Here is a 4153-nt window from a genome sequence, read left to right as displayed (position 1 = left end):
ATCCCTCAACTTGCACCAAAGATGCGGAAGAACCCCTGATTGACGGAAACTTCTCATCCAGATCGCCGCGCCATATGAATTGCCGAATGGCGGATGAGATAGTGTCAAAACGGAAAATCTGATGCTCACATGCTCAATCCTGACCTGGACATTAACATCATGAGCAATCGAGGTTAGCGACACGCCTGAACCCGCTTCCTACTCTTCTGTTGAAAGAGAGGTGCGTATGTCAGAGCGGCTCAATGGTACTCACGAGGTTGCCGGTAAACCCGCGTTGCGCGATAACATGCTCATGCATGGCACTGCCAATGAAGGCATAGGGCGGCCGCAATCATCAACTCGATCGGATGGTCGGGCGGGCACCGAAGCGCAGGAGGCGTGCAAGCGGTTGGAACTGTTATTGCGGGAGACGGTACACCGGTGCACCAACGACCTCCAACTGGTCGTCAGTCTGCTCTCCCTCCAGGCGACACGACTGAAAGATCGGGAAGGACGCGCCGCCCTTGAGGATGCGGCGGAACGGATAGCTATTCTAGCCCGAGCGCGGGCGGCCACGTCGGAAGAGGAACAGTCCGCGCTGGCGACCGCTTTGCGTCAGGTATGCGAGGCGTTGCAGGCGCATGCGGAACTGAGATCCGTTTTGATCTCGCTCGAAATAGGTGATGGCTGCGACGAGGTTGCTTCGCCGTTAGTCACGCCGATCTGCTTGGCCGTGAACGAACTTGCGACCAACGCGATTAAACATGCTTTCGAGGCGAAGGGTGGCAAGATTACCGTGGTCGTTCGACGGCGTGACGATGATGTCGTCGTACAGGTCGATGATGATGGCCTGCCGTTCCTCGATGCCGCTCCATCAGACGGGCATGGACTAGGCCTTGGTCTTGTCCGCCGTCTTGTGTCGTCATGTGGCGGGAAATTTCATCAGCCACCGTCGGGATCGAAGACATTCGAGATTGTCGTACCCAGCGGCCAAAGCGCAAGCTAGCGTTCAGGCTCGATTGGATGCAGGCGCATCGATCGACAGCATCACGATCGTAAAAAGGAGAGCGCCCGTCTCGTTGGTGACTTCCACCCGATAGTCACGTCCGTCCCAAAGTACATCAGGCTCATCATGCATTACGGCGCCGGCAAACCGGATCGCAGCCTTCCGTGCCGCGGCATCGTTCGGCAATTCAGTGCCTTCCTGGTCAACGTCGCGTCCGCCATCAACGGTGTGAAAAAAATAACGAGGCATTTTGCTTCGTAAGCGCAAAAACTTCCCCACATTCTCGTAGGCGCTAATCTGGCTATGTTTGGCCCCTCATTCGAGGGGTATCGTAGTGACCGATGATGTAAGAACATTCGAAACAGGTTTCGAAAGGCAGGAGGGTCAGCGGCCCTCGCGTATGGATGTCATCCCAGCGGGGCCGATGCGGCGTCGCTGGTCGGCCGAGGCCAAGGCCAGGATCATCGCGTCGAGTTTTGAGCCCGGCGCCAACATCGCGCAAATTGCGCGAACGCATGGGCTGCTGCCACAGCAGCTCTACGCCTGGCGGCATGACAGTATTCCGGGCAAGCGCTTGACCAGCAAGAAGCTGGGCTTTGTCCCGGCGGTGATTGAAGATGCGGGCGGCACCGGCTCGGCTGATGGTGGAGGCGATGAGATCGTGATCCGCACGACTGCACTTGCGATCCACGTGCCGTCGGGCGCAAGCGAGGATCATATCGCCCGGGTGCTCTCCGCCGTGAGCCGGACGGGATGATCATCCCACCAGGACCGCTCAAGGTGATGGTGGCGACAAAGCCGATCGACTTCAGGAAAGGGGCCGTCAGCCTGGCGGCGCTGGTCGAGCACGAACTCGGGCTCAAGCCCTTCTCGGGAGTTGTCTTCATCTTCCGCTCGAAGCGGGCGAACAGGATCAAGCTGCTGGTCTGGGACGGCACCGGCCTGGTGCTTGTGAGCAAGGTCTTGCAGACCGGGGGCTTTCATTGGCCACGGGCGCACGATGGCGTGATGCGGTTGTCGGCATCGCAGGCGTCAGCCTTGTTCGAAGGGCTGCAATGGTCGAAAATGCACACGCCGCGCACGCAGGTTCCGGTGACGACGCGATAGGTCGCACGCCTGATTCCCCTGATCGAAATGCCATTGCGGATCGCTCCCAAACTGCCAGAAATGGGGCATGTCCGCCACGGCAACCGATCTTCCTGACGATGTCGCCACCCTCAAGGCGATGGTCCTGGCCGGCCTCGAGCGTGAAGCTCGGATGCAGCATATCATCGACCAGATCACCCGCACGACATTTGGGAAACGGTCGGAGAAGCTGAGCGAAGATCAGTTGGCGCTTGCCTTCGATGATCTCGACGTCGCCCGTGCTGAACTGGAAGCGCTTGGCGAGCAGGCGGCAGGTCAGAAGAAGGAACGGGCGCGAAGGGAAAGCGGGACTGCGCGGGCGTCGCTGCCGGCGCACCTGACCCGCGTTGAGGAAGTGATCCTTCCAGACGAGAAGGAATGCCCCTGCTGCGGAGGCGCGCTGCACTGCATAGACAGCGACATATCGAGCCGGCTCGATGTCATCCCGGTCCAGTATCGCGTGATCGTGACGTCCCGCCCGAAAATGGCGTGCCGGGCGTGCAGCGATGGCGTGTTCCAGGCGCCCGCGGCCAAGCATGTGGTGCCAGGTGGCCTGCCCACCGAGGCAATGATCGCCGATGTTCTGGTCAGGAAATATGCCGATCACATGCCCTTCTATCGGCAGGCACAGGCGCTTCGGCGCCAGGGCATTGAGATCGACCGGGGAACCATGTGCAACTGGGCGGGTCGAGCCGCGGGCTGGCTCGGCCGCCTGACCAATCGAATGAAAGCGGAACTGCTGACGGGCGCCAGGCTGTTCGTCGATGAGACCACCGCCAAGGTCCTGGCGCCCGGCACCGGCAAGGTGAAGACGGGATATCTCTGGGCGATCGCGCGTGATGATGGCGCGCATGGCGGCACCGATCCACCGGCGGTCGTCTACACCTACATGCCAGGTCGCGGGAAAGTCTGGGCGGAAAAGCTGCTCGGGGATTTTACCGGCATCGTTCAGTGCGACGGCTATGGCGCCTACAAGCATATCGAGGCGCTGGACCGGAAGGGTGGTCCTGGAACGCTCGCCTTCTGCTGGGCGCACGTTAGGCGTGGATTCTTCGACGATGCCAAGGGCGGCAACGCGCCCGTCGCCGATGAAGCGCTGCGGCGGATCGCCAGCCTCTATAAGATCGAGGCCGGTATCCGAGGTTCCAGTCCCGAACACAGGTTGGCGATCCGCCAGGCGCACTCCGCTCCGATCATCGCTGGCATGCGCCCTTGGCTCGAGGAGATGCTGCCCAGGCTGCTCGGAAGTTCCAATACGGCCGAGGCCATCAAATACACCCTCAACCATTGGAAAGGCCTCGTCCGCTTCCTCGAGGATGGACGGATCGAGCTGGACAACAACACCGTCGAGCGATCAATCAGGCCGCTTACGCTCCAGCGCAAAAATGCCCTGTTCACAGGTCATGATCTGGGGGCCGAAAACTGGGCGACCTTCGCAAGCCTCATCGAAACGTGCAAACTTGGCGGCATCAAACCTCAGGCCTACCTCACCGATGTCCTCACCCGTATCGTCCTACGCGGCGACGCAGATCCGATCGATGATCTGCTCCCCTATAACTGGGTCGAAAGCCGCGTCACCGCCAGCGCCGTCATCGAACAGGCCGCCTAACGCCTGCCAGTGGGGGTGATTTAGCGCTTACTTTGCTTCCAATCGCTAATTAATTTCAGATGAAGGGCCGCCCACCTGTGACAGCGACCGTGGCGCCCGTCGTGTAGCTGGACTCATCGCTTGCCAGCATCACATAGGCTGAAGCCAACTCGCGAGGCTGGCCGGCACGACCGAACGGGGCATTTTCCCCGAAATTCTTGACAGCCTCCGGCGGCATGGTCGAAGGGATGAGCGGCGTCCAGATCGGGCCGGGCGCTACGCAATTTGCCCGGATTTCCTTGTCGGCCAGTAGCTGCGCCAAGCCCATCGTGAAATTCTGGATAGCGCCTTTTGTGGTTGCGTAGGCCAAGAGATGGGCATTTGGCTGATCAGCGTTTATCGACGTCGTATTGATGATCGAGGCCCCTGGGGCCAAGAGAGGTGGCCGGGTAGGA

6 protein-coding genes are annotated in these 4153 nt (G+C 60.3%); 4 read left to right on the top strand and 2 right to left on the bottom strand.

All coding sequences use genetic code 11. The features are described from left to right. The first annotated feature begins 226 nt into the window (after positions 1-226). Positions 227-985: an ATP-binding protein gene (locus tag EBBID32_RS20180; protein WP_156022631.1), complete on the top strand. Its 759-nt coding sequence runs from the start codon at positions 227-229 to the stop codon at positions 983-985. A 3-nt stretch (positions 986-988) separates the two neighbouring features. Here the strand turns inward: EBBID32_RS20180 and EBBID32_RS20175 are convergent, their stop codons facing one another. Continuing rightward, complete coding sequence (locus EBBID32_RS20175) at positions 989-1234, bottom strand: DUF6894 family protein (protein WP_037492168.1); 246 nt, start codon at positions 1232-1234, stop codon at positions 989-991. Between the two features lie 85 nt (positions 1235-1319). On the opposite strand from EBBID32_RS20175, the gene EBBID32_RS20170 reads away from it, so the two are divergent. The 3 genes from EBBID32_RS20170 (at position 1320) to tnpC (ending at position 3719) form a co-directional block, all read left to right on the top strand. After that, positions 1320-1742, top strand: a complete 423-nt coding sequence (locus EBBID32_RS20170; RefSeq protein WP_196805707.1) for a transposase — start codon at positions 1320-1322, stop codon at positions 1740-1742. A 26-nt stretch (positions 1743-1768) separates the two neighbouring features. Then, entirely contained in the window at positions 1769-2092 is a 324-nt protein-coding gene (tnpB, locus tag EBBID32_RS20165) for an IS66 family insertion sequence element accessory protein TnpB (protein WP_196805706.1), read from the top strand. A gap of 67 nt (positions 2093-2159) precedes the next feature. Then, on the top strand, positions 2160-3719 hold the full coding sequence (tnpC, locus tag EBBID32_RS20160; RefSeq protein WP_006965685.1) for an IS66 family transposase: 1560 nt from the start codon (positions 2160-2162) through the stop codon (positions 3717-3719). 55 nt (positions 3720-3774) lie between these two features. Here the strand turns inward: tnpC and EBBID32_RS20155 are convergent, their stop codons facing one another. Continuing rightward, a complete protein-coding gene (locus tag EBBID32_RS20155; RefSeq protein WP_231382266.1) occupies positions 3775-4134 on the bottom strand; it encodes an SDR family oxidoreductase in 360 nt (119 codons plus the stop codon). Between the last annotated feature and the right edge of the window lie 19 nt (positions 4135-4153).

This window comes from Sphingobium indicum BiD32 (assembly GCF_000382885.1).
GTDB lineage: Bacteria > Pseudomonadota > Alphaproteobacteria > Sphingomonadales > Sphingomonadaceae > Sphingobium > Sphingobium japonicum_C.
Note: the sequence above shows the minus strand (reverse complement) of the source record. Positions and strands in the feature narration are given on the sequence as shown.